Origin of the sequence: Falsiroseomonas sp. (assembly GCF_051859025.1) — a bacterium.
Taxonomy (GTDB): domain Bacteria; phylum Pseudomonadota; class Alphaproteobacteria; order Acetobacterales; family Acetobacteraceae; genus Falsiroseomonas.
In genome coordinates this window covers 18,241-44,769 of the sequence record NZ_JBHYGL010000017.1, presented here as the reverse complement: position 1 = coordinate 44,769, position 26,529 = coordinate 18,241, and the positions used below count along the sequence as shown (strand labels likewise).

28 protein-coding genes and 1 other RNA gene are annotated in these 26,529 nt (G+C 71.4%); 18 read left to right on the top strand and 11 right to left on the bottom strand.

The features are described 5' to 3' along the window. Positions 1-132: 132 nt before the first annotated feature. A complete protein-coding gene (locus ACTIE5_RS16600) occupies positions 133-1,734 on the bottom strand; it encodes a cisplatin damage response ATP-dependent DNA ligase (protein ID WP_439550815.1) in 1,602 nt (533 codons plus the stop codon). 41 nt (positions 1,735-1,775) lie between these two features. Between ACTIE5_RS16600 and ACTIE5_RS16595 the strand changes: the two genes are divergently transcribed. Continuing rightward, positions 1,776-2,546 carry a hypothetical protein gene (locus ACTIE5_RS16595; protein WP_439550814.1) on the top strand — a complete coding sequence of 257 codons (771 nt, stop codon included), beginning with the start codon at positions 1,776-1,778 and terminating at the stop codon, positions 2,544-2,546. Here the strand turns inward: ACTIE5_RS16595 and ACTIE5_RS16590 are convergent. Then, the gene (locus ACTIE5_RS16590; RefSeq protein WP_439550813.1) at positions 2,442-3,569 is read right to left on the bottom strand and encodes a ligase-associated DNA damage response exonuclease; all 1,128 of its coding nucleotides are present in this window, start codon (positions 3,567-3,569) and stop codon (positions 2,442-2,444) included. The two genes, ACTIE5_RS16595 and ACTIE5_RS16590, sit on opposite strands and share 105 nt — an antisense overlap. A 212-nt stretch (positions 3,570-3,781) precedes the next feature. On the opposite strand from ACTIE5_RS16590, the gene ACTIE5_RS16585 reads away from it, so the two are divergent. From ACTIE5_RS16585 to pdeM, 4 genes are all read left to right on the top strand, one after another. Beyond that, on the top strand, positions 3,782-4,432 hold the full coding sequence (locus ACTIE5_RS16585; RefSeq protein WP_439550812.1) for a GNAT family N-acetyltransferase: 651 nt from the start codon (positions 3,782-3,784) through the stop codon (positions 4,430-4,432). Positions 4,433-4,687: 255 nt separating this feature from the next. Beyond that, positions 4,688-6,949 (top strand): glycosyltransferase 61 family protein, encoded by a 2,262-nt coding sequence (locus ACTIE5_RS16580; protein ID WP_439550811.1) that lies wholly within the window; start codon positions 4,688-4,690, stop codon positions 6,947-6,949. A gap of 48 nt (positions 6,950-6,997) precedes the next feature. Further along, a complete protein-coding gene (locus ACTIE5_RS16575) occupies positions 6,998-9,568 on the top strand; it encodes a ligase-associated DNA damage response DEXH box helicase (protein WP_439550810.1) in 2,571 nt (856 codons plus the stop codon). After that, positions 9,565-10,290 carry a ligase-associated DNA damage response endonuclease PdeM gene (pdeM, locus tag ACTIE5_RS16570; RefSeq protein ID WP_439550809.1) on the top strand — a complete coding sequence of 242 codons (726 nt, stop codon included), beginning with the start codon at positions 9,565-9,567 and terminating at the stop codon, positions 10,288-10,290. The genes ACTIE5_RS16575 and pdeM overlap by 4 nt, the downstream gene beginning before the upstream one ends. A gap of 58 nt (positions 10,291-10,348) precedes the next feature. Here pdeM and ACTIE5_RS16565 read toward each other — a convergent pair whose 3' ends face one another. Beyond that, the gene (locus ACTIE5_RS16565) at positions 10,349-10,948 is read right to left on the bottom strand and encodes a fasciclin domain-containing protein (protein ID WP_439550808.1); all 600 of its coding nucleotides are present in this window, start codon (positions 10,946-10,948) and stop codon (positions 10,349-10,351) included. A 150-nt stretch (positions 10,949-11,098) separates the two neighbouring features. Here ACTIE5_RS16565 and ACTIE5_RS16560 point away from each other — a divergent pair, with 150 nt between their 5' ends. From ACTIE5_RS16560 to ACTIE5_RS16545, 4 genes are all read left to right on the top strand, one after another. Continuing rightward, the gene (locus ACTIE5_RS16560) at positions 11,099-12,589 is read left to right on the top strand and encodes a cryptochrome/photolyase family protein (RefSeq protein WP_439550807.1); all 1,491 of its coding nucleotides are present in this window, start codon (positions 11,099-11,101) and stop codon (positions 12,587-12,589) included. Next, positions 12,589-13,329, top strand: a complete 741-nt coding sequence (locus ACTIE5_RS16555; RefSeq protein ID WP_439550806.1) for a metallophosphoesterase — start codon at positions 12,589-12,591, stop codon at positions 13,327-13,329. The genes ACTIE5_RS16560 and ACTIE5_RS16555 overlap by 1 nt, the downstream gene beginning before the upstream one ends. Positions 13,330-13,414: 85 nt before the next feature. Further along, the gene (gene ppk2 / locus ACTIE5_RS16550) at positions 13,415-14,401 is read left to right on the top strand and encodes a polyphosphate kinase 2 (protein ID WP_439550805.1); all 987 of its coding nucleotides are present in this window, start codon (positions 13,415-13,417) and stop codon (positions 14,399-14,401) included. A 45-nt stretch (positions 14,402-14,446) separates the two neighbouring features. Further along, entirely contained in the window at positions 14,447-15,403 is a 957-nt protein-coding gene (locus ACTIE5_RS16545) for a hydroxymethylglutaryl-CoA lyase (RefSeq protein ID WP_439550804.1), read from the top strand. On the opposite strand, the gene ACTIE5_RS16540 is transcribed toward ACTIE5_RS16545, so the two are convergent. From ACTIE5_RS16540 to ACTIE5_RS16520, 5 genes are all read right to left on the bottom strand, one after another. Continuing rightward, on the bottom strand, positions 15,400-16,221 hold the full coding sequence (locus ACTIE5_RS16540) for a TIGR00282 family metallophosphoesterase (RefSeq protein WP_439550803.1): 822 nt from the start codon (positions 16,219-16,221) through the stop codon (positions 15,400-15,402). The two genes, ACTIE5_RS16545 and ACTIE5_RS16540, sit on opposite strands and share 4 nt — an antisense overlap. Further along, a complete protein-coding gene (locus ACTIE5_RS16535; RefSeq protein WP_439550802.1) occupies positions 16,221-16,802 on the bottom strand; it encodes a 5-formyltetrahydrofolate cyclo-ligase in 582 nt (193 codons plus the stop codon). Before ACTIE5_RS16535 ends, ACTIE5_RS16540 begins: the two co-directional genes overlap by 1 nt. A gap of 139 nt (positions 16,803-16,941) precedes the next feature. Then, positions 16,942-17,098: non-coding RNA, 6S RNA (ssrS, locus tag ACTIE5_RS16530), on the bottom strand. A 9-nt stretch (positions 17,099-17,107) separates the two neighbouring features. Further along, entirely contained in the window at positions 17,108-17,437 is a 330-nt protein-coding gene (locus ACTIE5_RS16525) for a cell division protein ZapA (RefSeq protein ID WP_439550801.1), read from the bottom strand. Between the two features lie 3 nt (positions 17,438-17,440). Beyond that, positions 17,441-17,671 carry a hypothetical protein gene (locus ACTIE5_RS16520; RefSeq protein WP_139225993.1) on the bottom strand — a complete coding sequence of 77 codons (231 nt, stop codon included), beginning with the start codon at positions 17,669-17,671 and terminating at the stop codon, positions 17,441-17,443. A 153-nt stretch (positions 17,672-17,824) separates the two neighbouring features. On the opposite strand from ACTIE5_RS16520, the gene ACTIE5_RS16515 reads away from it, so the two are divergent. From ACTIE5_RS16515 to thiE, 5 genes are all read left to right on the top strand, one after another. Beyond that, a complete protein-coding gene (locus tag ACTIE5_RS16515) occupies positions 17,825-18,250 on the top strand; it encodes a hypothetical protein (RefSeq protein WP_439550800.1) in 426 nt (141 codons plus the stop codon). Positions 18,251-18,296: 46 nt separating this feature from the next. After that, entirely contained in the window at positions 18,297-19,208 is a 912-nt protein-coding gene (locus tag ACTIE5_RS16510; RefSeq protein WP_439550799.1) for a class I fructose-bisphosphate aldolase, read from the top strand. Between the two features lie 111 nt (positions 19,209-19,319). Beyond that, the gene (locus tag ACTIE5_RS16505) at positions 19,320-20,048 is read left to right on the top strand and encodes a sulfite exporter TauE/SafE family protein (RefSeq protein WP_439550798.1); all 729 of its coding nucleotides are present in this window, start codon (positions 19,320-19,322) and stop codon (positions 20,046-20,048) included. A 28-nt stretch (positions 20,049-20,076) separates the two neighbouring features. Beyond that, positions 20,077-20,505, top strand: coding sequence for a DUF4345 domain-containing protein (locus ACTIE5_RS16500; RefSeq protein ID WP_439550797.1), 429 nt, complete (start codon positions 20,077-20,079; stop codon positions 20,503-20,505). A gap of 40 nt (positions 20,506-20,545) precedes the next feature. Next, entirely contained in the window at positions 20,546-21,190 is a 645-nt protein-coding gene (thiE, locus tag ACTIE5_RS16495; protein WP_439550796.1) for a thiamine phosphate synthase, read from the top strand. A gap of 7 nt (positions 21,191-21,197) precedes the next feature. Here thiE and ACTIE5_RS16490 read toward each other — a convergent pair whose 3' ends face one another. Continuing rightward, entirely contained in the window at positions 21,198-21,659 is a 462-nt protein-coding gene (locus tag ACTIE5_RS16490) for a hypothetical protein (RefSeq protein WP_439550795.1), read from the bottom strand. A gap of 131 nt (positions 21,660-21,790) precedes the next feature. Here ACTIE5_RS16490 and ACTIE5_RS16485 point away from each other — a divergent pair, with 131 nt between their 5' ends. Further along, complete coding sequence (locus ACTIE5_RS16485; protein ID WP_439550794.1) at positions 21,791-22,666, top strand: PhzF family phenazine biosynthesis protein; 876 nt, start codon at positions 21,791-21,793, stop codon at positions 22,664-22,666. Between the two features lie 3 nt (positions 22,667-22,669). On the opposite strand, the gene ACTIE5_RS16480 is transcribed toward ACTIE5_RS16485, so the two are convergent. Then, positions 22,670-23,029, bottom strand: a complete 360-nt coding sequence (locus ACTIE5_RS16480) for a hypothetical protein (RefSeq protein ID WP_439550793.1) — start codon at positions 23,027-23,029, stop codon at positions 22,670-22,672. Between the two features lie 288 nt (positions 23,030-23,317). On the opposite strand from ACTIE5_RS16480, the gene ACTIE5_RS16475 reads away from it, so the two are divergent. The 3 genes from ACTIE5_RS16475 to ACTIE5_RS16465 are packed head-to-tail and all read left to right on the top strand — an operon-like array spanning position 23,318 to position 25,364. Next, complete coding sequence (locus ACTIE5_RS16475) at positions 23,318-23,791, top strand: hypothetical protein (protein WP_439550792.1); 474 nt, start codon at positions 23,318-23,320, stop codon at positions 23,789-23,791. A gap of 14 nt (positions 23,792-23,805) precedes the next feature. After that, entirely contained in the window at positions 23,806-24,573 is a 768-nt protein-coding gene (locus ACTIE5_RS16470; RefSeq protein ID WP_439550791.1) for an FkbM family methyltransferase, read from the top strand. A gap of 29 nt (positions 24,574-24,602) precedes the next feature. Next, entirely contained in the window at positions 24,603-25,364 is a 762-nt protein-coding gene (locus ACTIE5_RS16465) for a sulfite exporter TauE/SafE family protein (protein ID WP_439550790.1), read from the top strand. 5 nt (positions 25,365-25,369) lie between these two features. Here ACTIE5_RS16465 and epmA read toward each other — a convergent pair whose 3' ends face one another. Further along, on the bottom strand, positions 25,370-26,494 hold the full coding sequence (epmA, locus tag ACTIE5_RS16460; protein ID WP_439550789.1) for an EF-P lysine aminoacylase EpmA: 1,125 nt from the start codon (positions 26,492-26,494) through the stop codon (positions 25,370-25,372). Positions 26,495-26,529 lie beyond the last annotated feature (35 nt).

Sequence of the window (26,529 nt, the reverse complement as noted above, 5' to 3'; positions counted from 1 at the left end):
ACCATCCAGGCTTGCGTTCCTGATATGTTTCACCCATCAGCATCCGAATTGCACCCAAACCGCCCGGTCGGACCCCGCGAAAACGGTGCTAAAAGTGCTAAAAGAGCTAAATCGGGTTAGAAACTGAGGGCCTCACGCCTCCTCCCCCGCGATCATCGCCTCCAGCGTCGCCAGCCGGTCCGCCTCCTCAGCCGGCTTGTCGGCGCGGATCCGGGCGATGCGGGGGAAGCGGAGCGCGACGCCGGATTTGTGCCGGCCGCTGCGCTGGGCGGCATCGAAGATCACCTCCAGCACCAGGCCCTTCTCCACCTCCCGCACCGGGCCGAAGCGGGCGGTGGTGTGGTTGCGGATCCAGCGGTCCAGCCACAGCAGTTCCTGGTCCGTGTAGCCGCTATAGGCCTTGCCGATCGGCACCAGTTCCTCGCCCCCCTGCCCGTCCGGCCGCCAGAGCCCGAAGGTGTAGTCGGAGTAGTAGGAGCTGCGCTTGCCGTGGCCCCGCTGCGCATACATCAGCACCGCATCGACGCCGAGCGGCGCGCGCTTCCACTTCCACCACATCCCCTTCACGCGCCCGGCGACATAGGGGCTGTCGGCGCGCTTGATCATCAGCCCCTCGATCGCCGCCGCCCGGGCGCCGTCGCGGATGGCGGAAAGCTGGTCGATCGAGGCGAAGGCGATCTGCGCGGAAAGCTCCATCCGCGCCGGCCTGGTGCGTTCGAACCACGCCTCCAGCCTTGCGCGGCGTTCGTCGAAGGGCAACGCGCGACAATCCTCGTCCCCATCGAACAGGATGTCATAGAGCCGGACGGCGACGGGATGCGCCGCCTGCATCCGGGCACTCACCACCTTCCGGTTCAGCCGCTGCTGGAGGTCCGCGAAGGGCGCTACCTCGCCCTCCCGCACCACCAGCAACTCCCCATCCAGCACGGCCCGAAAGTCCATCGCGGCGATGATCTCGGGAAAGCCCGCGGAAATATCCTCCGCGCCGCGGGACCAGATGCGCCGGCCGCCGCCGGTGGCGGAGAGTTGCACGCGGATGCCGTCCCACTTCCACTCCGCCCTGTGCTGCGCGGGATCCAGTGCGGCGAGGTCCGGCTCCTCCAGCGGGTGGGCCAGCATGAGGGGCCGGAACACCGGCAGGTCGCGCGCATCCGGCTGCGGGCCGCGCTTCTCCAGCCAGGCAAACAGGTCGAGGTAGGGCAGCGTGAGGCCGTGCCAAACCTCCTCCACCGCCGCGACCTCGACGCCCGCCCATTCCGCTAGCGCCGTCTTGGCCAGGCGCGCGGAGATGCCGACACGGAGCCCGCCCGTCACCAGCTTGATGAGGGCGAGGCGCCCATTGGCATCCAGCGTATCCAGCCAGCCCGCGATCAGCGCCGGCAATTCGGATTTCGGCGTAGCCTCCAGCGCCTCCACCACCTCCGCCAGGGATGGCGGCGGCGCATTGACCCCGGCACGCGGCACCCAGATCAGCGCGACGGTCTCCGCGAGATCGCCGACATAGTCATAGGACAGGTCGAACAGCACGGGATCGGTGCGGGACGCCGCCAGCTCGCGCACCAGCGCCGGCTTGGCGGCGCTGAGGGAAAGCTCCCCCGTCAGCGCCGCCAGCCCGACGCCGCGATCCGGGTCCGGCTGCGTCGCGAACCACTGCCGCAGCAGCGCGAGCTTGGCATTCCGCCCCGGCGTGAAGGCGAGGCGTTCCAGCAGCGCCGAAAAGGCCGGCAGGCTCATTGCTTGCCCCCCTGGCGACGCCCCTGTAACAACACGGCGCCGTGAACAGCATCGCCGCCCTGCCGGAGACCATCAGCGAGGCAGCGGCGCCCGAATTCTCCATCTGCACCCTCGTGACGGACCACGCGCAATGGTTGGCCATGCAGGCCAGCTTCGTGGCGCATGGCTTCGGGCATGCGGAGTTCATCCACCTCGACAACAGCCAGGGCAATCGCTGGTGCGCCTTCACGGGGCTGGCGGAGATGATCCGCCGTGCCCGTGGCCACTTCATCATCTGCTGCCACCAGGATGTGCGCCTGATCGGCGACTGCGCCGCGGTGCTGCGGGCCAGGCTGGCGACGCTGGAGGCGCATGACCCGTCCTGGGCCATCGCCGGCAATGCGGGTGCCTCGCCCGAAGGACAACTGCTCATCCGCATCACGGACCCGCATGGCGCGGACCAGGCGCGCGGCCCCTTCCCCGGCCTGGTGCACAGCCTCGACGAGAATTTTCTTCTGCTCAAGGGCGGAACGGGGATCGTGCCATCCGCGGACCTCGCGGGTTTCCATCTCTACGGCACGGATCTCTGTCTCGCGGCCCGGCAGGCCGGGCGCAGCGCCTGGGTGATCGACTTCCACCTGCATCACCTCAGCCCCGGCCGCGTCGATGCCGGTTTCCTGAGGTGCCAGGCGGCGTTCGAGAAGGCCTGGGGGCAGCGCATCGGCCGGTCATCCCGCATCCGCACCACCTGCACCCACCTCACGCTCCGTTCCTGCTGGCGCGGCCATCTCCTCGGCGCCTGGCGCCTCGCCCGAAGGCGCTGGCGCCTCTAGCGCCTCATCCTCCTCGCCCCGGCCCAGCAGATGCAGGGCGCGGCCCTTCACGCCACGCAGGCCCATGGCGTGGACTAGCGCATCGTCCCGCCCATGCGTCACCCAGACCTCTGGCGCGCGCACTTCCTCCACCGTCTGCAGCAACTCCTCCCAATCCGCGTGGTCGGAGACGATGAGGGGCAGTTCGACGCCCTTGGCCTTGGCGCGCTGACGGACCCGCATCCAGCCGGACGCCGCGCAGATCACGGGTTCCGCCAGGCGCCGCACCCATGGCGTCGCCTCCGCGCCCGTGGGCGCCAGCACGATCTCCCCGGCCAGCAGGCCACCGCCGCCACGCTTCGCGGGCGTCGGCACGGGGCGCAGGTCGCCGAGGTCGATGCCGTGCCGCGCATAGAGTTCGCACATCGCCAGCAGCCCGCCATGCAGCCAGATCGGCCGGTCCCAGCCGGCCTGGCGCAACAAGGCGATCAGCCGCTGGCACTTGCCCAGCGCATAGACGCCGACCAGGTGCGCGCGGTCCGGGAACAGCCGCACGCTGTCCAGCAGCCGCCCCACCTCCACATCCGCGGGCGGGTGGCGGAAGACCGGCAGGGCGAAGGTCGCCTCGGTGACGAAGACGTCGCATTCCACCGGCTCGAACAGCGTGCAGGTGGGGTCGAGGCGCCTCTTGTAGTCGCCGGAGATCACGATCCGGCTGCCCTGCCAGTCCAGCACCACCTGGGCCGATCCCAGCACATGCCCCGCCGGCACCAGGCGGATGGCGACGCCGTTGCGCACCACGACCTCCCCGTATCGCAGCGCCTGCTGGACATGCCCGGCCCGCCCCTCACCCATGCGCTGGGTCATGATGGCGAGCGTCTCCGGCGTGCCGAGCACGGCGCCGTGGTCCGGCCGTGCATGGTCGGAATGGCCATGGGTGATCACGGCATGGGGCACGGCCCGGACGGGATCGATGAAGAAGTCACCGGCTTCGCACCACAGCCCCTGAGGCGTGACGCGCATCCAGGTCGAAGGATGGGGCATGGCCGGGACATCGTGGGCCCGGCCGGCTGGTCAAGGTGCCGGCCCTTCGTCACGCCTGGCGATCACGTCCTATCGACCAGCGCCGTTTAAGCGGACCTACACCGCCATCCTCCTATACGAGCAAACAGGACGGCAATTGCGAGGCGCCGGAACCCTGCGCCACCTCAAGGCTTCGATGCCGGCCCGTGCCGCGCGTCATCGACGGAGAACCCATGATCGAGTTTGGAATCGAGGCCACCCCGAAGCCGCCCGAAGAGCTGGTGCTGACGGTCCGCCAGGACGGCAAGCGGCGCCGGCGCCAGGCCGTGCAGCCCGGCATGGGCCGGTTGGCGAGCTGGGTGGTGGCGCGCGGGACTAACGGGGAGGCGATCGGCGCGGTATCCATCAGCGGCATGCTGGGCGTGGCCGAGCTCGGGCAGTTCTGGGTGGCGGAGGCAGCGCGGAACCAGGGCGTCGGCCGCCGCCTCCTGCTGGCGGCGGAGGATGCGGCCCGCAAGCATGGCCTGGCCCAGCTGCTCGTGCGTGCCTATGAGTTCGAGGCGCCGGGCTTCTTCCTGCGCCATGGCTACCGGCAGCTGGCCGTGCTGCCCGCGGGGCCCGGAGCGGCCGGCCTCGTATGGCTCGCGAAGCCGCTGGCCTCCCGATCGGAAGCCCCTTCGGAACCCCCATCGGAAGCGGCGCCGGGGCCGGCGCGGGATGGCCCTCCCGCTGCGGCCGTTGAGGCAGCGGCCGGGACACCGAAGGCCGCGCCATCCCTGGCGCCGGAGCCGTCACTCGCGCTCGAACATGCCGCGCCGCAATCCCCGACACCCCCCGCGAAGCCCATCGGCAAGGGCAGGCATCGGCGCGGCCGGCGGCGCTGACGCCTCGCCCCCGCCCTCATCCCGGTGGCGCGTTGCTCGCGCCTTCGGAATCGCGAAGGCCAGCGCCGATCCGGCCATGGCCCGTCCATAGCGCGGGGATCGGCCCACGGGTCTGGCCATCGCCGGACAGATCGGCGATGCTCCGCCCGCGGGTTCCAGGCTCGGCCGGCGCGCCCTGCGCACCGGCGCCCCTGCCACGCCCACCGCGGCACCCGTGGCAGGGACCTCGGCAGCCAGGGGGAGCAATCAGCCGCGATGAAGATCGCCGCCTTCACCATGGTCTACAACGAGCCCCTGTTCCTCCGGCTCTGGGCCGCGCATTACGGGCGGGAGGTCGGCGCGGAGAACCTGTTCTGCCTCGACCACGGATCCACCGATGGCAGCGCCGATGGCGTGGTCGCCAACACCATCCGCCTGCCCCGGGGCGAATTCGAGGAGGTGGCGCGGGCGCGCTGCGTCAGCCACTACCAGGCGTCGCTGCTGGCCTACTACGATGCGGTCATCTTCTCCGACGCCGATGAATTCCTCGTCGCCGATCCGGCGCGCCATGCGGGCCTGGCCGATCTCATCGCCCGGTCGCGGCATCCGACGCTGCGTGCCATGGGCTGCGATGTGGTGCAGGTGGCAGGGGCGGAAGCGGCGCTGGACCCGGCGCAGCCCATCCTCGCCCAGCGCGGCTTCGCGAAGTTCAGCCAGCGCTACTGCAAGCCGCTGGTCTCCCGCGTGCCGGTGGTCTGGCGGCCCGGCTTCCATCACTGCCCGCAGCCCGCGGAACTCGATCCCGACCTCTACCTGTTCCACCTGAAATTCGTCGACGCCGCGCTGTTCGAGGAAACCCAGGCGAAGCGCCTGTCCGTGACCTGGTCGGCCGAGGCGATCGCCAGCCAGCATGGCGGGCATTGGCGCATGGAGGCCAAGCGCCTGGCCGCCCAGGCCTTCCCCCAGGCCATACCGCCCGATGCGCCGGAACTGGGGGAGGCCGAATTCCGCGCCCTGCTGGCGGACAAGGAGGCAGCACGGGACCCCACCCGGCTGCGCGCGCCCTTCCGCATTCCGGCGCGCTTCCGCCTGGCCATCCCGCCCGCCCCTGGTGCGATTGGGGCCCCGACGGAGGCGCCAACCGGCACCGGGGACACCCCGCCGGCAGCAACCCTGCCGGAAGCGGCGGATGCCGGGACGACCGGCGCGGACCCGGCCGAGGCAGAAGCCGTGGCCGACCGGAACCGCGACCTGCTGCGCGCCTTCCTGGACCGGCATGTCGGCTATGACGAGGAACCGGCGATCGAGCATCACGACAACGCCGTGGTGCTGCCATCCATGCGCATCCTCGCGCTGGCCGACCCGGCGATCGAGGCCGAGTACGGCTACGGCAGCCCCACCGGCACGGCCGTCGATGGCGGCCCCTACACGGCATCGGGCGCCATCATCCCGCGCAGCCTCCATCGCGCCGGCGGCCGCGTGCACATGCCGAGGCCCGACCTGGCCGTGGCGCTGGAAGCCTGCGGGCCGGCGCTGCGGACGCCCATCACGCAGCGGGGAAGGTGGCTCTATGGCGGCAGCCTGCATCATCATTTCGGGCACTTCCTGACGGAAAGCCTCGGCCGGCTCTGGGCGATGGAGCCGCTGCGGGACTGGGCCGACGGCATCGTCTGGACCCTCGCCTCCCCGCGCCCGGGCAACGCCGCGCGCTTCGCCAGCCTGACGCTGGAGCGTTCCTACATCCAGGCCACGCTGCGGCTGCTGGGGCTGGGCGGGAAGAAGCTGCATGTGGTGATCCGCCCCACCATCTTCGAACAACTGGCGGTGCCATCGGTCCTGATGCTGAACGCATCCCCCGATGTCGCGGCGGGCCATCCCGTCTTCCGGCAATTCGTCCGGCGCATGGCCGGCCCGGCGGGGCAGGACGGCCCCGCCACGCTGCCGGGCCTCTATGTCTCCCGCGCCTCACTCGCCCCGCCGGCGCGCTTCGCGGCGGAGGATGCGCTGGAACGGGCCTTCCTGCGGGCGGGCTGGCAGGTGCTGCGGCCGGAGGAGCGGTCCCTTGCCGACCAGATCGCGCTCTACCGCGCCGCCAGGTCCCTGGTCTTCGCCGAGGGTTCCGCGCTTCACCTCTACGCCTATGTCGCCAGGCCGGAGCAGCGCGTCGGCATCCTCCTGCGACGCCTGCCGCCGAAGACGAAGTTCGCGCAGCAATTGCTGGGCTCCGGCATGACGGAGGTGCATGTCGGCGATGCCATCGCCGGCATCGCCCTGCCCGAGGATGCGGCCAGCGTGAAGGGCCGTGCCGCGGCGGCGAACCAGGGGCCCACGGTGCTGGACTACCGCCAGCTCGGCGACTGGCTGGAGGATAAGGGCTTCCTGACCGCCGCGGAGCGAGCCGATGCCTGGGGCGAGCTGGAAGCCATGCCCCTGCCGGAGGAGGCGCCGCCGGGCACGACCTTCGGCCGCTTCATGGTGCCGCGTGCGCGGCTGATGCCCGCCAGGCCACGGGCGCCAAAGCCGGCCGCCGCCCGATAGGCTCACCGCCCCTTCCCCAATCCGGAAGCGGCGCCATAATGGGCGGACATGCGAACATTACCGGAACTATTTGCCGCCTGGTTTGCCGGCCGGGGCTGGGCGCCGCGGGCACACCAGTTGGCGCTGCTGGCGGCGGCGCGGCAGGGGTCGAGTGCGCTGCTTGTGGCGCCGACGGGCGGCGGCAAGACGCTGGCGGGCTTCCTGCCCAGCCTGATCGACCTGCATGAGACGCCGCGGGAGGGGCTGCACACCCTCTACATCTCACCCCTCAAGGCGCTGGCCGTCGATATCGCGCGGAACCTGACCCAGCCGGTGGAGGAGATGGGCCTGCCCATCCGGATCGAGACCCGGACCGGCGACACCCCCCAGAACCGCCGCGCCCGGCAGCGGGAGAATCCGCCGAACTTCCTGCTGACCACGCCGGAAAGCCTGGCGCTGCTGCTGACCCTGCCCGATGCCGGCAGCTTCTTCGGCGGGCTGGCGGCGGTGGTGGTGGATGAGATCCACGCCATTGCCGGCAGCAAGCGCGGGGACCAGCTGGCGCTGGGCCTGGCGCGGCTCGGCACCATCGCCCCGGGCGCGCGGCGCGTCGGGCTTTCCGCCACCGTCGCCCACCCGGACCCGCTGCGCCGCTACCTCTCGCCCACCGGCGGCGTCGATGACGTGGCGCTGGTGGTGGGCGAGGGTGGCGCGGAGCCGCGCCTCGACATCCTGCTGCCGGAGGGCCGCCTGCCCTGGGGCGGGCATATGGGCCTGGCCTCGATGCCGGAGGTCTATCGGCGGATCCGGGAGGCCGGCGTCACCATCGTCTTCGTCAACACCCGCGCCCAGGCGGAGCTCTGCTTCCAGGCGCTGTGGAAGATGAATGACGACAATCTGCCGATCGGCCTGCATCACGGGTCCCTGACCGTGGAGCAGCGCCGCAAGGTCGAAGCCGCCATGGCAGCCGGGCGCCTGCGCGCGGTGGTGGCGACGGCGTCCCTCGACCTCGGCATCGATTGGGGCGCCGTGGACCAGGTGGTGCAGGTGGGCGCGCCGAAGGGGGTGGCTCGCCTCCTCCAGCGCATCGGCCGCGCCAACCACCGGATGGATGAGGCGAGCCAGGCCGTGCTGGTCCCGGCCAACCGCTTCGAGGTCATTGAATGCACCGCCGCCCGCCAGGCCATCGCGGCGCATGAGCTGGACGGCGACCCGCCCCGGCCCGGCGGGCTGGACGTGCTGGCGCAGCACATCCTGGCCGTGGCGGTGGCCGGGCCTTTTCTGCCCGACGACCTCTACGCCGAGGTGACCCGCGCCGCCCCATACGCCGCCTTGGCGCGCCGCGACTTCGACGACGCGCTGCGCTTCGTGGAGGATGGCGGCTACGCCCTGCAATCCTACGACCGTTTTCGAAAGTTGTTCCGGGACGCGCAGGGCGCCATCCACGTGAAGTCCACCGCCGTCGCCCGCCAGCTGCGCATGAATCTCGGCACCATCGTCGAGACGCCGCTGATGAAGGTGCGGCTGCGCGGCGGCGGCGTGCTGGGGGAGGTGGAGGAATGGTTCGTCTCCACCCTCACCCCCGGCGACTGCTTCATCTTCGCGGGGCAATTGCTGCGGTTCGAGGGCCTCGACACCACCGCCTGCCTGGTGACGCGCGGCGGGGAAGGCGAGCCCCGCGTGCCTGCCTATGCCGGCAGCCGGATGCCGCTGACGACCTACCTGGCCGCCCGCGTCCGCGCGATCCTGGCCGATCCCAAGGCCTGGAAGGCCCTCCCTGCCCCCGTGCAGGAATGGCTGCGGCTGCAGCAGAAGCAATCGGAAATGCCACCCCGCGACGGGCTGCTGGTGGAGACCTTCCCGCGCGGCGAGAAATGGTTCCTCGTCGCCTATTGCTTCGAGGGGCGGCTCGCGCACCAGTCGCTCGGCATGCTGGTGACCAAGCGGATGGAAAAGCTCGGCATGGCGCCGCTCGGCTACCTCGCCACCGATTACGTCCTTGCCGCCTGGTGCGCCTTCGAACCGCAAGGCGTGGAGCGGCTGTTCGAGGAGGACATATTGGGGGAGGAGCTGGAGGAGTGGATGGCGGAAAGCTCCATGCTCCGCCGCACCTTCCGCAATATCGCCACCATCGCGGGACTGATCGAGAAGAACCATCCGGGCCCAGGGGGGGGGAATCAGAAATCCGGGCGCCAGATGACGATGAATTCGGACCTGATCTACGACGTGCTGCGCAAGCATGAACCCGACCACATCCTGCTGCGCGCGACGCGGCAGGAAGCGGCGGCGGGGCTGACCGACGTGGCGCGCATCGGGTTGATCCTGGCCCGCGCCCGGGCCGGCGGCATCCGGCACCGGGCGCTCGACCGCGTCTCCCCCCTCGCCGTTCCCGCCCTGATCGAGGAAGGGCGCGAATGGGTCGCCGGCGGCGCGGAGGATGCGCTGCTGGCGGAGGCGGAGGCGCTGGTCGCCGACGCGACCCTCGGCACCGATGCCTTCAACGAGGTATTGGCCACCGTCACCGAAGCGATTCCACCGCGCGGGGATCGTGACAGGGCTCGCCGGCCCCGCGACAAGAAGGCCCGCTACAACCGTTTCGTACGTACCGCCCCCAAGAACCTCGGAAGCCCAGACCGATGACCGCCGCCCCCCTCCACATGGCCGGCCAGCGCCTGATGCTGGACCCCGCCGGCATCTGCGCCTGGCCCGCCCAGAAGCTGCTGGCCGTGACGGATTTGCACCTGGAGAAGGGCAGCCACTTCGCCGCCCGCGGCCAGTTCGTGCCGCCCTACGACACGCGGGATACGCTGGAACGCCTGGGCGCCGCGCTGCGCAAGTGGAACCCGCAGAAGCTGGTCCTGATGGGCGACAGCTTCCATGACCGCCATGGCTGCGCCCGCCTGCCGCCCGCCGACTGCGCCACGCTGAAGCGGCTGCTGGAAGGGCGGGAAGTCACCTGGCTGCTCGGCAACCATGACCCGGAACCGCCGGAAGGGCTGCCCGGCACCGCCGTCACGGAACTCCGCATCGGCGCCATCATCTTCCGCCATGAGGCCCAGGCCGCGCGCCTGCCCCTGGGTGTCATCGAGGTCTCCGGCCATTTCCACCCCAAGGCGACCATGCCGGTGCGGGGTGGCGGCGTGACGCGGCCCTGCTTCCTGACGGATGGCCGCCGCCTGATGCTGCCGGCCTTCGGTGCCTTCACGGGTGGGCTGGATATCCGCGACCCCGCCATCGCGAAGCTGTTCCACCGGGGGGGCCGCGCCTTCCTGATTGGCCAGGAACGCCTCTACAGCTTCGCCACCGGCCCGCTGCGTGGCGCCATGCGCGCGATGGAGGCCGAGGCCGCGAACGGCCCCTGAACGAGAAAACCCTCCCCCGCGGGCGCGGGGGAGGGTGGGGTGGGGGTGTGGCCCCGCCTTACGGCCAGATCACCTGGTCGATGGCATGGATGATGCCGTTGCTCGCCATGATATCGGCCTGCACCACCTGCGCCGGGCGGGCCGAGACATTCTGCCCCGCCGCGCTGAAGCCCGCGATCTGCTGCCCGGGCGCCGGGTTCTGCAGCGACAGGCGGCCATTGGCGGAGGTCAGCGCGATGTCGGCGCCGTTCACGGTCCGCAGGCGACGATCACCCGTCAGTTCCGCCGCGCGCAGCATGCCCGGCACGGTGTGGTAGTCGATCAGCGCGCCGAGGCGCAGGCGATCCACGTCGTTCCGGTTCTGCCCGGACTGCGAACCGCCCATCAGCTGGTCGAGCATGCCGGACGGAGCGCCCGAGAAAGCCGCGTCGATCGGCGCGAAGACCGTCATCGGCGCCGCCTGGCGGAACTTCTCCACCATCGAACCATGGGTGATCAGGTTCAGGAACTGCGAGAACCGGGAATCCCCGGCCATGGTATCGGCCAGCGTGCGGAGCTGCGTCTGGGCGCGCAGCACCGTCGGCGCGGCCAGGCCTGCACCCATCGCGGCGCCCGCCGCGGCGAGCGTGAACAGCCCGCGCCTCTGCATCGGGATCATGCGTCTTTTCCTTTTTCCGTGTCCCGCCAGGCCGGCCATCCACCGAAGGTGGTCGTTCCGGCTGCTTGCGGTCGTCCATCCAACGCCGCGAACCCGCGATGGTTCTCTCGGGATGCTCGCGCCGCGCGCGTTTCGTCCTACATGAGGGGGATGACTGCGATCGCCGCCTCCCCCTCTCCCTCCCGGCTGCCTTCCTCCGGGCCCGCCCTTCTCTGGTACCGCCACGACCTCCGGCTGGCCGATCACCGCGCCCTGCAGGCCGCGATGGCGGGTGGGCGGCGCGTGCTGCCGGTCTTCGTGCTCGACGATGAGGCGGCTGGAGAATGGGCGCATGGCGGCGCGGCGCGGTGGTGGCTGAAGGGCAGCCTCGATTCGCTGGGGCGGTCGCTCGCCGCGCGCGGGGCGCCGCTGCTGCTGGCGCGTGGCCGGGCGGAGACGATCATCCCGGCCCTCGCCGCCACCATCGGTGCGACGGAAATCCATGCGGGGCGCGGCTACGAGCCCTGGGCGCGGGAGCAGTCGCGCCGGGTGCATGAGGCCTTGCAGGGCGCGGGCCGCGGTCTGGTGCTGCACACCACGGCCATCCTGCGGGAACCGCATGGCTTCGGGTCAGGCAGCGGCAAGCCCTATGCCGTCTATACGCCCTTCGCGAAGACCCTGCTGGCCGCCGGCGACCCGCCCCCGCCCCTGCCCGCGCCGGATCGCATCCCGGGGGTCGAGGCACCGGCGGGGGGGGAGACGCTGGACAGCCTTGCCCTGTACCCCGTGAAGGGCGAGCCCGACTGGGCCCGGGGCTTCGGCGCGATGTGGCAGCCCGGGGAGGAAGGGGCGGCCGCGCGGCTTTCGCGCTTCACGGCCCGCGCGCTCGGCCGCTACGACAGCGACCGGAACATGCCGGGCATCGAGGGATCATCCGGCCTGTCGCCCCATCTCCGCTGGGGCGAAATCTCCCCCGTGCAGGTCTGGCACGCCGCCCGAGCGGCCGGGGCGGCGGCGGGGGCCACGGAGACCTTCCTGAAGGAGATCCTCTGGCGGGAATTCGCCTACCACCTGCTGTGGCATCGGCAGGAGATGCCCGAACGCGCGCTGCGGGGCGAATTCGATGCCTTCCCCTGGGTGCCGGACCAGGCGCTGCTGGCCGCCTGGCAGCAGGGCCGCACGGGCTATCCCGTCGTCGATGCGGGGATGCGGCAGTTGTGGCAGCTCGGCTGGATGCACAACCGCGTGCGCATGATCGCGGCGAGCCTGCTGGTGAAGCACCTGATGCAGCCCTGGCAGGCGGGCGAGGCCTGGTTCCACGATACGCTGGTGGATGCCGACCTCGCTTCCAACAGCGCGTCCTGGCAATGGGTGGCGGGCTGCGGCACCGATGCCGCGCCCTATTTCCGCGTGTTCAACCCCGTGCTGCAGGGGGAGAAGTTCGACCCGGAGGGCGCCTATGTGCGCCGCTTCGTGCCGGAACTGGCGAAGCTGCCGGCGGCCTTCATCCACAAGCCCTGGGACGCGCCGGCGGGCATCCTCTCGGCCTGTGGCATCCGGCTCGGCGCCACCTATCCGCGGCCGGTGGTGGACCATGCCGATGGCCGCGCCCGCGCGCTGGCCGCCTTCGCCGCGCTGCGAAAGCCTGGGGACGCCGCGTGATGCCCCCCCTGCCGAGCCCGGTCGGGCATCTGTGGCGCGGCTTCGCGGGGCTGCGCGTGGTCGCCGACGTGCATGGGGATGCCGCGGCCTTCATCCACGCGATCGAGGGCGCGCTGGCGGCCGACATGTTCATCATCCAGCTCGGCGACCTGACCGACCACGGGCCGGACAGCCCGGAAGTGCTGCGCCGGATGTTCGCGCTGATCGACGAAGGGCGCGGGCTCTTCATCCTCGGCAACCACGACCACAAGCTGCGCCGGGCGCTGACCGGCGCGCCGGTGCGCGGCCAGCCGGAGGGGCTGCACCGCACGCTCTCGCAGCTGGATGCCGCCCCGGATGGGGATGTGCTGAAGGCGCGCGCGATCGAGGAGATCGGCCGCGCGCCGGCCTGGGTGCATGATGGCGGGCGGCTTTTCGTCCATGGCGGCTTCCACCCCGGGATGCTGCACAGCGCGCCGCCGCCCGATGCCGGCGAACGCAAGGCGCAGGGGCTGATGACGCGCGCGCTGTATGGCCAGGTCACGGGCCGGATGCGCGCCGATGGCTTCCCCGACCGGGTGCATGACTGGGTGGACCGCATCCCGGCCGACATGATCGTCGTCTGCGGGCACGATCGGCGCAGCACCGATGGCCGGCCCTATGTCGCGGAAGGCGCGCAAGGGGGGCGCGCCATCTTCGTGGATTGCGGCGCGGGCAAGGGCGGGCACCTCGCCTGGATCGACATGCCGGCCTGGGCGTGATGCGCTTGTCTTCATCCGATTGACACAGATCATCGTGCCACATGCGCGCCGGGCGCAGCCTGCACCCGCGATGGAGACGCCCGCCATGACCGAAGACGGCACCACCCTGCCCGAACCCCTGCCCACGCCCGACGGCCAGGCGCCGGAAGGTGCCGCCAGCATCGCCCATGCGGCCGCGGATCTGGTGCGCCCGCATCGCCGGGCGGCGCCGCGCCACGATCCCGAAGCGGTGCGCCGCGCCTTCGAGACCGGCGAATACCCCTACGCCACCCGCCTGACGGAACGGGAATACATGGCGCGGGTGAAGCCGCTGCAGGTGGAACTGCTGAAGGCGCAGGCCTGGGTGAAGGACACCAACGAACGCATCGTCATCCTGTTCGAGGGCCGCGACGCCGCCGGCAAGGGCGGCACCATCAAGCGCTTCATGGAACATTTGAACCCGCGCGCCGCGCGCGTCGTCGCGCTGGAAAAGCCGAATGAGCGCGAGCGCACGCAATGGTACTTCCAGCGCTATATCCAGCACCTGCCCGCCGGCGGCGACATGGTTTTCTTCGACCGGTCCTGGTACAATCGCGCCGGCGTGGAACGCGTGATGGGGTTCTGCTCGCCCTCCGAATACCTGGAATTCATGCGCCAGGCGCCGGAGCTGGAACGGATGCTCACGCGGTCCGGCATCCGCCTCTTCAAGTTCTGGTTCAGCGTCACGCGGGACGAACAGCTGAAGCGGTTCGAGGCGCGGGAGACCGATCCGCTGAAGCAGTGGAAGCTCTCGCCGATCGACAAGGCGAGCCTCGACAAATGGGACGACTACACCGAGGCGAAGGAGGCGATGTTCTTCTACACCGACACCGCCGACGCGCCCTGGACCATCGTGAAATCCAACGACAAGCGCCGCGCCAGGCTGGAGGCGATGCGCCACTTCCTCCACGTCCTGCCCTATGAGGGGAAGGACGAGGGCGTGGTGCATGCGCCCGATCCGCTGATCGTGGGCGGCGCGGGGCATGTGATCGGGCGGTCGTCCAGCATCCTCGGCACCGCGCTGCATCCGGACCAGCGCCGGGGCGTGAAGTAGCGGCGCGCCCCCCGGCGGGGTAGACCTGCCGTCGGAGGAACCGCCATGACCGACCTGCCGAAGCGCGTGGAGATCCGGGAGGAAGGCCCGCGGGAGGGCTTCCAGATCGAGCCCGGGCCCATCCCGACCGCGCGCAAGATCGCGCTGGTGGATGCGCTGTCCGCCACCGGACTGCACCATATCCAGGTCTGTTCCTTCGTCAGCCCGAAGATCGTCCCCGGCTGGGCGGATGCGGAACCGGTGGCCGCGGGCTTCGATCCCGCGCCCGGCGTCACCTACACCGCGCTGTGGTTCAACGCGGCCGGCATGGCCCGCGCCTTGTCCTTCCGCGACCGCATGAAGATCGAAACCGCCGTCACCGTCGTGGCCAGCGAGGCCTTCTCGCTGAAGAATCTCAACCGCGACCGCGCGAAGAACATCGAGGCGCAGCACGTGAATGTCCGCGCCCACCAGGAAGCGGGCGTGCCGGTCACGCGCATCAGCGTCCAGGCCGCCTTCGGCTGCAACTATGCTGGCGATGTGCCGGTGGCGGCGGTGATCGAGGCGCTGGAGGATGCCTTCGCCATCGGGGCCGCCCATGGGCTTTCCCTGCCGGAGGCGACGCTGGCGGACACGATGGGCTGGGCCACGCCCGCGCGGATCGAGCGCGTGGTCGGGGAGGTCCGGAGCCGCTGGCCTGACCTGTCCGTGATCCTGCACCTGCACGATACCCGCGGCCTCGGCATCGCCAATGCCCATGCGGGGCTGCGGATGGGCATCCATCGCTTCGACACGACGGTAGGGGGCCTGGGTGGCTGCCCCTTCGCCGGCCAGCCCGGCGCGCCGGGCAACATCGCGAGCGAGGAACTGGTCCTGCTGTGCCAGGAGATGGGCATCGAGACCGGCGTGGACCTCGACGCGCTGGTGGCGGCCGGGCGGCTGGCGGAGGAGGTGGTCGGCCACCGCCTGCCGAGCACGCTGCTGCGGAGTGGCACGCTGGCCCGGTTCCGACGCGCGGCCTAAGCCGCCGGCATCGCCTGGCTCAGCCGCCCGCCCATCCGCACCGGCTCCACCCGCCGGGCCAGGCCGGTCGCGTCATCCGTCTCCACGAACAGCCCGCAGACCGTCGCCTCCCCCTCGGCGGGGGCCAGCTTCTCGCCGGGTACCTTCTTCCAGAAGCGCAGCGCGGCGCCGCCCTTCTGCATGCCGATCACGCTGTCATAGTCACCGCACATGCCGGCATCGGTCTGGTAGGCGGTGCCGCCGGGCAGGATCTGGTGGTCGGCGCTTGGCGTATGCGTGTGGGTGCCGACGACGAGAGAGACCTTGCCGTCGAAGCTGTGGCCCATGGCGAGTTTCTCGGAAGACGCCTCGGCATGGAAATCCAGGATGATGGCCTGCACCGTGCCGCCCGTGCCCATGCGGTGGGGCGCGACGGTGGCCTGCACGCCGCGGAAGGGATCGTCCAGCGCATCCATGAACAGCCGGCCCATCGCCTGCATCACCAGGGCGCGGCGGCCATCGGCCAGGACGGCGATGAAGGCGCCCTTGCCGGGGGTGCCGGGAGGGTAGTTCATCGGGCGGATCAGGCGGGGCTCGCCTTCGATATAGGGGATGATCTCCTTCCGGTCCCAGGCGTGGTTGCCGAGTGTCACCACATCGGCGCCGGCCAGGAACAGGGCGCGGGCCATGTCGGGGGCCAGGCCGAAGCCGTGGCTGGCATTCTCCCCGTTCACCACGACCAGGTCGAGCGCCAGGCGTTCGCGCAGCAGGGGGATGGCGGCATTCGCGGCATCGCGGCCGGCACGGCCGACCAGGTCACCCAGGAACAGGATACGCATCAATCGGCCACTCCGGCGCGGGTCACACCACGCTCGGTCACGATCGCGGTCAGGGGCGCGTCCTCGGGCCCCGCGGGCACTTCGTCAACCTCCTGGCAGGCGAAGGCAGTGCCGATGGCGGTGGCGCCGGGCAGCGCGGCGAGCGTCCGGTCGTAGTAGCCGCCGCCATAGCCAAGCCGCCGGCCGGCGCGATCGAAGGCCAGCAGGGGCACGAGCAGCCAGTCCGGCACCAGCGCGGCCGCGTCGGGCCCCGGCTGGGACGTGCCCATGGGGCCGCGCGCGAGCGCATCGTCGGGGCGCCACTGGCGGAAATGAAGGGGCTGCCCGCGCTTCGGCGTCACCGGCAGCGCGATGGCGTGGCCACGTTCATGCAGGGCGTGCAGCAGCGGGCGTATGTCGATCTCCGGCCCCATCGGCCAGAAGCCCGCGACGATGGCACCGGGCGGCGGCGGCAGGTCCCGCATCAGATGCGCCGCCAGCGCCTCGCCACAAGTGAGAGCGTCCTGCCCCAGGCGCCGCGCCAGCGCGGCCTTCCGCGCCTCCGCCTTCAGTTCAGCGAGCAGGACTGGGCAGAGCATCATCGGACCAATCGATCACCGCCACGGCCCGCGATAGCGAGCCCGCGCGCAGCACGCGCTCAACGCTGGCGCCGCAGCGCGTAGGCGCGAAGGCAAGCCCGCGGAGCGGGCGCCCGCCGTCTGAGGGCACAAAAAAAGCAAGTGCGGAGCCACCATGGCCGTGGGCTTGATAACCCTCCTGAGACCTGCTGGTGCAGGTGGGAGCCAGATGCTCGGACCACGGCCCGAACAGCGCCAGCCCCCGGAGGATGCTCATTGGCCCCGGGGGTTAAAGTGCCTCACCAACCGGGCAGCCCCGCCCACCCTAGTTAGGGGCGGTCGAGGGTCTGGGCAATGCCCTCGATCCGGTCGGCGATGCGGGCCAGGCGTTCCGCCAGCCGCGGGTCCGGCTGCGGCGCGGCGGCGACCTGGCCGGCGCGGGCCTGGGCAAGCGCCACCTTCAAATCATGCACCTCATCGGCCAGCAGCAGCGCGCCCAGCAGGATCAGGCGGCTTTCGCCGAACTGCCCGCCCATCGCCTTGATCGAGTTGACGCGCTTGTCCACCTCGGACGCCAGGGAGACGAGGTGTGCCTCCTGCCCGTCCTCGCAGGAGACGGGGTGGCTGTAGCCGCCGACGCGGACTGTAACCTGACCCATTGCCTATTGATCCTCTCCGAGCGCCGCGCGAAGCCGCGCAATCGTCTCGTCCAGCCTGTCGGCGATTGCCGCAACCGCGGCGCGGGACACGCCTTCGCCAGCGACCCCTTCCGGCCGCGGCCGGGCGGCGGCATCCGCCAGGCGTTCCACCGCGGCTTCAAGCCGCGCCAGGGCGCGACCCGTCGGATCGCCCCCGGCATCGATCCCCGCACCTGACGCGCGTGCACCTGACACGGTTGTTCCGAAGCCCCCAAGCCTGATCCGATGCCGGTGCCCACGCAGCGCGCAGCGCGCTTGCCGCAGACGGTCCCGGCATGCTGCAACGCTTTGCATGCAAGGCGTTGCGGGTCAACGGTGAGCGCGATTCCCAGCCGGATTCCTCGCGCGGTGATGGTCGTCTCGGCGGCGGAAGCGGCGGCCGCGCTGGCGCTGACGGGGCCGGGCGGCGTGGCGCTGCTGTCGGCGGAGGGTGCGGCGGGCTTCCTTGGCCCCCGCGCCTGGCGCGCGCTGGTCGATGAAGCGCGCGCCGCGCACCCCGCCGTGGCGGCGCCGGACCTGCTGTGCTGCGGGCCGGCGGCCGGGGACGCGCTGGCGGCGCTGCGGGCGGGATGTCGCGGCATCGTGCTCGATGCCTCCTGCCCCGCCTTCACGGCCATCGCCAGTGCCTGCGCGGAGGCCGGGGCCCTGCTGCTTCCTGGCCGCCCGCCTGCGATGGAGGCCCGGTCACTCGACCTCCGCCACCCCGCCGGGCAGGCGCGGCTCGCCGCATGGTTGACCGTTCCACCGGATGACACGCGCGGACACCTGCGCTAGACCCCGCCCAAGCCCGCAACCGCCTTTGTCCGAGGAAAACTCCACGATGCGCCTGACGCCGAAGGTCCAGGAAATCCTGTCCTGGTACGAGAGCGACAACCCCGGGACGAAGGCCAACCTGGCCCGCATCCTGATGACTGGGAAGCTCGCCGGCACCGGCCGCATGGTGATCCTGCCGGTGGACCAGGGCTTCGAGCATGGCCCCGCGCGCAGCTTCGCGCCGAACCCCGCGGCCTATGACCCGCGCTACCTGTTCGAACTCGCGATCGAGGCCGGGCTGAACGCCTATGCCGCGCCGCTCGGCATGATCGAAGCCGGTGCCGCCACCTATGCCGGCACGATCCCGACCATCCTGAAGATGAACAGCAGCAACAGCCTGTCCACCACCAAGGACCAGGCCGTGACGGCGACGATCGGCGATGCGCTGCGCCTCGGCTGCTCCGCCATCGGCTTCACCATCTACCCGGGCTCCGAATACCAGTTCGAGATGATGGAAGAGCTGCGGGAGCTGGCGGAGGAGGCGAAGTCCGTCGGCCTCGCCGTCGTCGTGTGGTCCTATCCGCGCGGCCCGATGCTGGACAAGGTCGGCGAAACCGCTCTCGACATCTGCGCCTATGCCGCGCACATGGCGGCGCTGACCGGCGCGCACATCATCAAGGTGAAGCCGCCGACCGCAGCCGTCTCCCTCGATGCCGCCAAGGCGACCTACACCAAGAACCCGGTGCAGGACGATGCCGCGGCGCGCTTCGCCCACATCGTGCAGGCCTGCTTCGGCGGCCGGCGCCTGGTCGTGTTCTCGGGCGGCGAGGCGAAGGGCCAGGACGACATCATCAAGGAAGTCCGCGCCATCCATGCCGGCGGCGGCAACGGCTCCATCATGGGCCGCAACGCCTTCCAGCGGCCGAAGGCGGATGCGCTGGCACTGCTGCAGGCCATCATCGACGTCTACAAGAACTGACCCTGGCCTGAACGGCCTGGATCGCGGCGCGGCGGCGGGGGCAACCCCGCCGCCGCTTTTCGTTCGGCCCTGCCCGAAGCATGGCCAGGCGGCATGACGCCAGGATGGGCCATGGACAATCTTCCCCTCATCCTCCTCGTCTTCCTCGTGGCGGGCCTCGCCAAAGGCATCATCGGGCTCGGCCTGCCGACCATCTCCATCGGGCTGCTGGCCCTGGTGATGCCGCCGGCGGAGGCCGCCTCGCTGCTGCTGCTGCCATCGCTGGCCACCAACATCATGCAATGCGCCGGGCCGGCGCTGCGGCCGCTGCTGCGGCGGCTGTGGCCGATGCTGCTGGCGCTTGTGCCGGGCTGCTTCGTGGGAATCGGCCTGCTGACGGCGGGCGGCCCGGCCGCGCTCGGCCTGCTGGGTGGGGCGCTGGTCGCCTATGCCGCCTGGGGGCTGGCGGCGCCGCCGCTGCAACTGTCGCCTCGGGCGGAGCAGCTGGGCGCGGTGCCGGTCGGGCTCATGGGCGGTCTCATCACCGGTGCCACGGGCGTCTTCGTCATGCCGGTGGTGCCCTGGCTGGGCGCGCTCGGCCTGGCGCGGGATGCGCTGGTGCAGGCGCTGGGGCTGGCCTTCCTGGCGGCGACGCTGGCGCTGGGCGCGGCGTTGGCCTGGGCGGGGAGTGTGACGCCGGCGACCTCCCTGGCCTCCCTCCTCGCGCTGCCGCCGGCACTGATCGGCATGGCGGTGGGGACCAGGCTGCGCGGACGGATACCGCCGGCGCTGTTCCGGCGCCTGTTCTTCCTGGCGCTGCTGGGCATCGGGGCGCAACTCGCCTGGCGCGGAATATCGTGATTGTGCGTTGCATCCAAAGCCGGGCCTGGTGCGTATCGCGTTCATGCTGCCCCTCGCCATCCGCATCGCCGCCCTTGTGCCCCTGACCGCCGGCGCCGCCGGGGTGGTGAGTGGCGCGGGCTTCCTGGGCGAAGCGGCGGGCCCGGCGACGGACAGCCACATGCGCTACCTCTCGGGCCTGCTGATGGGCTTCGGCATCCTGGCCTGGTGGTGCGCGGCGGATATGAAGCGGCGCGGCGGTGTCTTCACCATCCTGGTGCTGATCGTGGCGCTCGGTGGCCTGGCGCGGCTGGCGGGCGTGCTGGGGCATGTCCGCCCGCCACTGCCGCACCTGCTGGCACTGGGCATGGAGTTGCTGGTGACGCCTGCGCTGTGGCTGTGGTGGCGCGCCAGGCGGGCGGGGGCGGAGGCCGAGCCCCGTCCGGGCGACCTCTACCGCTGGCTCGGCGGCGCCTGACCCCCTTCCCAATCCCGGCCGGGCGCGCGACATCCCTGCCATGCCCGACGCCCCCGACCGCGATTGCCGCCTCTACCTCATCACCCCCCCTGCCCTGCCGGACCTGCCCGGCTTCGCGGACGGCCTGGCGCGCGCGCTGGATGCCGGGGATGTCGCGGCCTTGCAGATCCGGCTGAAGGATGTGGCGGATGAGGCGATCCTGCGCGCCGCCGCCGCGATCCTGCCCATCGCCCAGGCCGCGGGCGTCGCCGTGCTGATGAATGACCGGATGGATCTGGCGAAGCGCGCGGGCTGCGATGGCGTGCATCTGGGCCAGGGGGATGGCGACCCCCTCGCCGCCCGCAAGCTGCTGGGGGCGGAGGCGACCATCGGCGTCACCTGCCATGCCTCCCGCCACCTGGCGATGGAGGCCGGGGAGAAGGGCGCGGACTACGTCGCCTTCGGCGCCTTCTTCCCCACCACCACCAAGGATGCGCAGCACCACGCGGAGCCCGAGATCCTGGAATGGTGGAGCGAGATGTTCGAATTGCCGTCGGTCGCCATCGGCGGAATCACGGCGGCGAACTGCGCGCCGCTGGTCCGGGCCGGGGCGAATTTCCTGGCCGTGGTCGGCGCCGTCTGGAACCACCCGGAAGGCCCTGCCGCCGGGGTGCGGGCGATGAACGCGGCGATTGCCCAAGCCTGAGGGCGCCTCAGCCTGACGGAATCGGGCGCCACACCGCCCGGAACACGAGCCCCGCCACCACACCGGTCGCCGCCCCTTGCAGGAAGGGCCGCAACCCGAGTCCGCCGGACGCATTGAGCACAACGTTCAGCAGCAGCCCCCCGCCCAGCGCCCCGGCCAGCGCATATTCGAGAAAACCCTGGCGGCGGAGAGCAGCCAGGGCGAGATGCAGCGGCAGCCCGCCGATCACCGTGAACAGCATGGCGAAGGGCAACAGCGGCAGCATGTCCAGCCAGAGGTCCAACGCCTCCCGCCACTCGGCCAGGGTCCCGGGCAGGGTCGCGGGCAGCGTCGCCTGGCCCTGCAGCATCGCCACCAGCGTCAGCGCCGGCAGGCCGGCCGCCATGGCCGCCAGCGCCGCCAGCAGGATGGCGGCCGCCATGCGCCGCAGGCCGCTGCCGGTGACGCGGCGAAGGAAATCATTGCCCATCCGCACAGCCTGCCATGGGCCGGCCAGGCGGTCACGCGGCGCCGGCCGGCACCGCGCCCCTGCATGCCCCCCTTGCCCGCCGCGCCGCGCCCGCGCATGCCCAGGGGCACGGATACCGAAAGGACCCGCCCATGCGCCTGCCCTATGAAACCTGCGATGTCTTCACCAGCCAGCGCTTCGGCGGCAACCCGCTTGCCGTGGTGCGGGATGCGGCCGCGCTCGACAGCGCCGCGATGCAGGCGATCGCCCGCGAATTCAACCTCAGCGAAACCGTCTTCGTGGAAGCGGCCGATGCCGCGACGGCCACCGCCCGCATCCGCATCTTCACCCCCGCGATGGAACTTCCCTTCGCGGGCCACCCGAATGTCGGCGCCGCCGTCCTGATCGCGCGCTACCTCGGTATCGCGGGGGATCGGCTGGAACTGGACCAGAAGGCAGGGCGCGTCAGCGCCATCCTGACGCGGGATGAGACGGACCACACCGTCGCCGCCACCATCACCGCGCCCCAGCCCTTCGCGGCGGGGGCGGTGCTGGATGCCGCGGGGATCGCCACCTGCGCCGGGGTGCCCGCCATCGTCGGGGACGCGGTGATCGCATCCTGCGGCACGCCCTTCGCGCTGGCGGAGGTGGCGGACGAAGCCACGCTGGCCGCCGCCACGCCGGATACCGCCGCCTTCCGCCGCCACCTGCCGGCCAGCAGCGCGGTGGGCCTCCACCTGTTCTGCCGGCAGGGCGGGGATGGGGACGAACTCCGGCTGCGGACGCGCATGTTCGCCCCTCTGGGCGGCCTGGTGGAGGACCCGGCGACGGGGTCCGCCAATGTCGCGCTGGGCGGCTGGCTGCTGGACCGCGCCGGCACGGATCGCCTTTCGATCACCGTGGAACAGGGGATCGAGATGGGGCGCCCGAGCCTGCTGGCCGTGGAGGCCTGGCGCGAGGCCGGGGCGATCCGCGTTTCGGTCGGCGGCGGCGTCGTGTCCGTCACGCGAGGGTGGCTATACCTGTAGCCGTCACGGGGAGCGGAAGCGGGCGCCATCCGCGCCGATGAAGACCCGCAGCGGCGTCGTCCCCTGCCCGCTGCCGTCACGGCCACGCCAGCGGCCATTGGTGCAGAGCACGCCGCCGCCCGCCAGCGGCACGACATCGAAGACGACCACGTTCTGGATCCGGTCGCCGGTCGGCGACTCCGCGGTGAACAGCGTGCGGCATTCCGAGCCGATGCGCACGGGGTCGTAATCCTCGATCATCCATCCGCCGCCGCCCGTGCTCTCGAACCGCCGTTCCAGCGGCGGCCAGGCGGCGAAGTCACCAGGGGGCTGGGCCTGGGCCTGGGCTTGGGTGGTGGAAAGCGCGAGCACCAGGGTGGTCAAGAAGGCTGATCGTGGCATGGGCTACCCCTGGTTGCGACGGGGCGATTCGCTTCCCCCCTCCGCTACGGGGCCGGCACCGCCCTGGATGCAGAGCGGGGCCAAAAAGAGCACGGCGGGCGCATTTTCCCGCCTCAAGGCGATGTCGCAACGGTTCGCGACCGCAAGGCAGCGGCCTAGGCTGGCGCACCGGCCTCATGGGGCGCCGGGCGGGCGATGGCGTCCGGCTTGCGCCCCGTGATGGAGGGTGCCGGCCATGCAGGCGCAGGAAGGCGCCGGAGGAGGAACACCATGAAGCGTCGCACCCTGGCCGCCGTTGCCGCGGCAGCCCTTGTCACCGCCGCGCCCGTGCTGGCGCAGAACTTCAACCGGCCGCCATCCTTCGGCACGCTGAACCTCAGCGCCAATTTCGCGCCGGACCCGACGGTGGTGGCGGTGACGGCGGGCGGGAACCTGCCGGCGGAACGCCTCGGCGGGTCGCAATGCGTGGGGTCGATCGCGGATGCGCCGGATGTGCGGCTGAACTACCGCGCGGGCCAGGGGCTGCCGCTGTATCTCTCCGCCGTGTCGCGCGCGGATGTGACTATCGTGGTGAACCTGCCCAACGGGCAGTGGGCCTGCAACGACGACCATGCCGGCAGCACCAATGCGGGCCTGGTCTTCCGCAACCCGCAATCCGGCCAGTACGACATCTGGATCGGCCATTACGATCGCGGCAGCCGCGTGCCCGCCCAGCTCCGCATTTCGGAGATTGCGCCGCGTTGACCTGACGCGGTGCGATGCCCGCCCCACATGCGGGCGGGCATCTCGGGGCGGGCGACGACATGGACGAACTGGCTTTTCACACCCGCCTGCACACGGCCGGCACCATCCTGGATGTCGGCGCGCATGATGGCCTGCTGGCCATCCCGCTCTCCTACCTCCCCGCCAGCCGCCTGCTGGCGTTCGAGCCGCTGCCCAGCGCCTTCGCGCGCCTCGATGCCGCGATGCGGGCGGCGCATGGGGGAACGATCCCGCCGAATGTCGCGCTGCATCCCCGTGCGCTGGGCGCGGCGCCAGGCAACCTGACGCTCTCCGTCCCCGTGCTGGATGGCGTGGTGCAGGAGCAATGGGCGAGTGCGGCCAAGGACTATGCCGGCTTCGCCTCCATCACCGTGCAGCGGCATCACGTGGAGGTCGTGACCATCGACAGCCTCGGCCTGCAGGACCTGGCCCATGTGAAGGTCGATGCCGAGGGGTTCGAGGAGGAGGTACTGCGCGGCGGGGCGGAGACGCTGCGCCGCTGCCGCCCCGTGCTGAGCCTGGAGGTGGAGGAGCGCCACCGCCCCGGCAGCACGCGGGACGTGCCGGCGCTGCTGGCGGGACTGGGCTACGCCGTTCGCTACCACCACGAAGGCCGCTTCCATCCGATCGCGGGCTTCGATGCCGCGACGATGCAGGTGGCGTCCCCCGATCCCGCGGTGTTTGCGGCATCCGACCCCTACATCTTCACCTTCTACGCCTGGCCGGTTGAACGCGACGCCGACATCATCGCCCGGCTTGCGTGACGCGCAGGGCCGCGGGACGCTGGCGGCCGATGGATCACCTCTGGCTCGCCTGGCTGCTCGCGCCCATCGCCACCACGCTGATCGCGGGGCTGAAGGGCGCCTTCGGGGGCGGCTTCGCGCTGCTGGGCATCCCGCTGCTGGCCCTGGCGATGGACCCGGTGGAGGCCGGCGCGATGCTGGCCCCCCTCTTCCTCGCGATGGATGTCGCGGCCTTCCGCTACTGGAAGCCGGGCACCTGGTCGAAGCCGGATCTGGCCGTGCTGCTGCCGGGCCTGGCGGTGGGCGTCGTCATCGGCACGGCGATCGTGGCGCTGCTGCCGCGTGATGGGGTGGCGCTGGCGATGGCGGTGGTGACGCTGGCCTTCGCCCCGAAGTATTTTGCGAGTCAGCGGGCCGGGCAGGCGCCGGTCGCGCCCCGGCCGCGCAGCGCCAGGCGGGGGGTTCTGGCGGGCACGGCTTCCGGCATCACGACCATGCTGGCGCATTCCGGCGGACCGCCGCTCGCGATGTACCTGCTGCCCCTGCAACTGCCCAAGGCCGTCTATGCCGGCACCACCAGCATCTACTTCACCGTCGCCAATCTGCTGAAGGTCGGCCCCTGGCTGATGGCGGCGCCGCCGACGCCCGGCACCTGGCTGCTGATGGCGGCCTGCCTGCCCTTCGTCTGGCTGGGTGTCTGGGGCGGCTGGACGCTGCACCAGAGGCTGGACCAGAAGCGGCTCTACTGGTGGTGCCACATCCTGCTGGTGGCGACGGGCCTCAAGCTGCTGTGGGACGGGCTGGCGGGCTGAAAGCGCTACCCCGGCCCTTCCAGCAGCTTCACCGGCGCCGGTAGCGCCAGGGGCGCATCGCGTGGCACGGCGGGCAGCCACAGCACGTCCTCGATGTCCCGCGCGCCGCTCACCAGCATCGCCAGGCGATCGAAGCCGAGCGCGATGCCCGCACCCTCCGGCATCCCCTGCTCCAGCGCCGCGAGGAAATCCTCATCCACGCCCCAGCCTTCCTCGCCGCTCTCCCGCCGCCGCTCCGCCACATCACGTTCGAAGCGCGCGCGCTGCTCCACCGGGTCGGTCAACTCGTCGAAGGCATTGGCGAGTTCGAGGCCCGCCACGAACAGTTCGAACCGCAGCGCCACGCGGCCATCCCGCGGGTCGCGCCGGGCCAGCGCCGCCTGGGGCGCGGGCCAATGGGTGAGGAAAGTCGCGCGGCCGCGGCCGAGATGCGGCTCCACCTGGTCCAGCATCAGCCGGAAGAACCCATCCTCCCAGCTGTCGGTCTCCGGCACCGCGAGCCCGGCGCGGGCGGCGTTGGCGCGGAGCTTGCCCGCATCGCCCTCCCCGGTCGCGGGATCGATGGTGCCGAGGATGTCCATGCCTCGGCAGTGGCGGCTGAAGGCCTCCGCCATGGTCAGGCGTTCGAAGGGAAGCGCGAGGTCGCAGGTCGCGTCCCCATGGGCGACATGGCGGGGGGCGACGGAGCGCAGCAGCAGCTCCGTCTCCGCCATCAGCCCGGCCATCCCCTGCCCCGGCGCATACCACTCCAGCATGGTGAATTCCGGCGCGTGGCGCGGGCTCGCTTCCCCGTTCCGCCACACCCGCGCGAGTTCGAAGACCTTGCCCGAACCCCCCACCAGCAGCCGCTTCAGGGCGAGTTCCGGGGAGGTGCGCAGCCACAGCGGTACCCGCGCGCCGACACCGAGATGCGGTTCATAGGCGCTGGCGAAGGCGCGCAGATGAACCTCCATCCCCGGCACCGGCACCAGGCAGGGGGTCTCGGCCTCCATGTAGCCGCGAGCGGCGAAGAAGGCGCGCACATCGGCCGTCAGGCGCGCGCGGCGCCTGAGGAAGGGAAGCCGGGCGGTCAGGCGGTTCCATGGGTGCCCCTGGGGGTGCCCCTGGGGATGACTGACGGTCTCGGCCATGGACGCGCGCCCCGCATTGCGGTTTAGGAGGGCCG

Coding starts and splice junctions, on each gene's coding strand:
- ACTIE5_RS16540 (WP_439550803.1), bottom strand. CDS start 16,221: ATGCGTATCCTGTTCCTGGGTGACCTGGTCGGCCGTGCCGGCCGCGAT.
- ACTIE5_RS16475 (WP_439550792.1), top strand. CDS start 23,318: ATGAAGCGTCGCACCCTGGCCGCCGTTGCCGCGGCAGCCCTTGTCACC.
- epmA (WP_439550789.1), bottom strand. CDS start 26,494: ATGGCCGAGACCGTCAGTCATCCCCAGGGGCACCCCCAGGGGCACCCA.
- thiE (WP_439550796.1), top strand. CDS start 20,546: ATGCCCGACGCCCCCGACCGCGATTGCCGCCTCTACCTCATCACCCCC.
- ACTIE5_RS16580 (WP_439550811.1), top strand. CDS start 4,688: ATGAAGATCGCCGCCTTCACCATGGTCTACAACGAGCCCCTGTTCCTC.
- ACTIE5_RS16465 (WP_439550790.1), top strand. CDS start 24,603: ATGGATCACCTCTGGCTCGCCTGGCTGCTCGCGCCCATCGCCACCACG.
- ACTIE5_RS16560 (WP_439550807.1), top strand. CDS start 11,099: ATGACTGCGATCGCCGCCTCCCCCTCTCCCTCCCGGCTGCCTTCCTCC.
- ACTIE5_RS16590 (WP_439550813.1), bottom strand. CDS start 3,569: ATGCCCCATCCTTCGACCTGGATGCGCGTCACGCCTCAGGGGCTGTGG.
- ACTIE5_RS16535 (WP_439550802.1), bottom strand. CDS start 16,802: ATGATGCTCTGCCCAGTCCTGCTCGCTGAACTGAAGGCGGAGGCGCGG.
- ACTIE5_RS16555 (WP_439550806.1), top strand. CDS start 12,589: ATGCCCCCCCTGCCGAGCCCGGTCGGGCATCTGTGGCGCGGCTTCGCG.
- pdeM (WP_439550809.1), top strand. CDS start 9,565: ATGACCGCCGCCCCCCTCCACATGGCCGGCCAGCGCCTGATGCTGGAC.
- ppk2 (WP_439550805.1), top strand. CDS start 13,415: ATGACCGAAGACGGCACCACCCTGCCCGAACCCCTGCCCACGCCCGAC.
- ACTIE5_RS16525 (WP_439550801.1), bottom strand. CDS start 17,437: ATGGGTCAGGTTACAGTCCGCGTCGGCGGCTACAGCCACCCCGTCTCC.
- ACTIE5_RS16505 (WP_439550798.1), top strand. CDS start 19,320: ATGGACAATCTTCCCCTCATCCTCCTCGTCTTCCTCGTGGCGGGCCTC.
- ACTIE5_RS16510 (WP_439550799.1), top strand. CDS start 18,297: ATGCGCCTGACGCCGAAGGTCCAGGAAATCCTGTCCTGGTACGAGAGC.
- ACTIE5_RS16490 (WP_439550795.1), bottom strand. CDS start 21,659: ATGGGCAATGATTTCCTTCGCCGCGTCACCGGCAGCGGCCTGCGGCGC.
- ACTIE5_RS16575 (WP_439550810.1), top strand. CDS start 6,998: ATGCGAACATTACCGGAACTATTTGCCGCCTGGTTTGCCGGCCGGGGC.
- ACTIE5_RS16565 (WP_439550808.1), bottom strand. CDS start 10,948: ATGATCCCGATGCAGAGGCGCGGGCTGTTCACGCTCGCCGCGGCGGGC.
- ACTIE5_RS16585 (WP_439550812.1), top strand. CDS start 3,782: ATGATCGAGTTTGGAATCGAGGCCACCCCGAAGCCGCCCGAAGAGCTG.
- ACTIE5_RS16600 (WP_439550815.1), bottom strand. CDS start 1,734: ATGAGCCTGCCGGCCTTTTCGGCGCTGCTGGAACGCCTCGCCTTCACG.
- ACTIE5_RS16485 (WP_439550794.1), top strand. CDS start 21,791: ATGCGCCTGCCCTATGAAACCTGCGATGTCTTCACCAGCCAGCGCTTC.
- ACTIE5_RS16545 (WP_439550804.1), top strand. CDS start 14,447: ATGACCGACCTGCCGAAGCGCGTGGAGATCCGGGAGGAAGGCCCGCGG.
- ACTIE5_RS16470 (WP_439550791.1), top strand. CDS start 23,806: ATGCCCGCCCCACATGCGGGCGGGCATCTCGGGGCGGGCGACGACATG.